Genomic DNA, 1,699 nt, shown 5'->3' on the forward strand with positions numbered 1-1,699 from the left:
CCCGAGGTGCGCGTCGTGCCGATCGGCAACCTCCTGATGCGCGGGCTTGGTTCGCTTGTCATGCTGATCCTGGTCATGATCTTCAGGCCGCACTTCGCCTTTCTCGGTTCGACGGCGGCGGACCAGATCGTCAATGCCCACATCCTGTTCAATGTGCTGATCCTGCTCGCCGGCCTGCCGCTGGCAGGGTTTGTCTACCGCGCTTCGGAGAAGATCGTCGCACTTGGCATCAAGCCCGTGCCGGCCGCCTCGCTTGACGTCGTCGAGCTGTCCGCGCTCAACGAAAGCGCGCTCGACGTGCCGAGCCAGGCGCTTGCCAATGCCACCCGCGAGGTGGTGCGGGTCTGCGAGACGATCGAGATCATGCTCAAGCGCATCATCGAACTCTATGAAAGCGCCGACGCCGACAAGATTAAAGCGCTGGCCGCACTCGACGACCGCGTCGACCGCAAGCACGCCGCGATCAAGCTCTACCTCGCCAAGTTGACCAGGAACGCGCTGACCGAGGACGAGGCGCTGCGCTGCCAGGAGCTGATCGGCGCCTGCGTCAAGCTGGAGCAGGTCGGCGACATCATCGTGCGCAACATGCTGGTGCATGTGAAAAAGAAGTTCGAGCGCGGACTGGAATTCACCGACGAGGGCTGGGCCGAGCTGTGCGCCTTCCATAGCTCGGTGCTGGCCAATGCGCGGCTTGCCTTCAACGTTCTGGTGTCGCGCGATCCCGAGACCGCCCGCCAGTTGGTGCTGGAAAAAGACCGGCTTCGCGACCGCGAAAAAGAAACCAGCGCCAGCCATTTCGTGCGCCTGCGCGACGGCACTGCCAAGAGCGTCGAGACCAGCTCGATCCATCTCGACACCATCCGCGACCTGAAGCAGATCAATTCGCTGCTGGCCTCGATGGCCTATCCGGTGCTCGAAGAGCGCGGTCTGCTGACTGGATCCAGGTTGAAGGCGAGCTGAGAAGCAGCCGATCTCCCCCCTCGTGAGGGAGATTGGCACTTCATCGCCTCGCGCCCCCACTGAAGAAAACCTAAACTCGCGACAAAAATTTCTGGATTGCCCGCGACGCTCATCCGTGGTTTGAGGCCGTTCCAGCTAAGGCTTCCCCATGTCGCTTCCGCTCATTGCGCTGTTCATCGCCGCCTTTGCCTTCGGCACCACTGAATTCGTCATTGCCGGCGTGCTGCCGCAAGTGGCGGAAGGGCTCGGCGTCTCGGTTCCCTCGGCCGGCTATCTCGTCTCCGGCGATGCCTGCGGCATCGCCATCGGCGGTCCACTGCTGGCGCTCGCCACCAAGTCGCTGTCGCGCAAGAGCCTGCTGCTCGGCCTCGCCATCGCCTTCACCATCGGCCAGGCGGCTTGCGCGCTGGCGCCCGACTTCACCTCGATGCTACTGTTGCGCATTGCCGTGGCGGTCGCGCATGGCGCCTATTTCGGCGTCGCCATGGTCGTCGCCGTGGGTCTCGTGCGCGAGGACCAGCGCGGCATGGCTGTCGCCGTCATCCTGTCTGGCCTCACCGTCTCCAACGTCATCGGCGTGCCGGCCGGCACCGCGATCGGCAACATCTGGGGCTGGCGCGCCACCTTCTGGGTGATGTGCGCGCTCGGCGTGGCGGCAACGCTTGCCATGGCAGCCCTGTTGCCGCGCACCACCGGCTCATCGGCCAGGCCTGCCGGTTTCGCCCGCGAGGTCCGTGTG

General features: G+C 64.6%; 2 protein-coding genes. Both read left to right on the plus strand.

Annotated elements, in window-relative coordinates:
• On the plus strand, positions 1-960 hold a 960-nt coding region (locus EN939_RS33035; protein ID WP_164751460.1), incomplete at its 5' end, for a Na/Pi cotransporter family protein.
• Positions 961-1,108: 148 nt separating this feature from the next.
• The coding region (locus tag EN939_RS33040; protein ID WP_164751461.1) for an MFS transporter at positions 1,109-1,699 on the plus strand (591 nt) is incomplete at its 3' end.

Source organism: Mesorhizobium sp. M7A.F.Ca.CA.002.05.1.1, from assembly GCF_003998335.1.
Classification (GTDB): domain Bacteria; phylum Pseudomonadota; class Alphaproteobacteria; order Rhizobiales; family Rhizobiaceae; genus Mesorhizobium.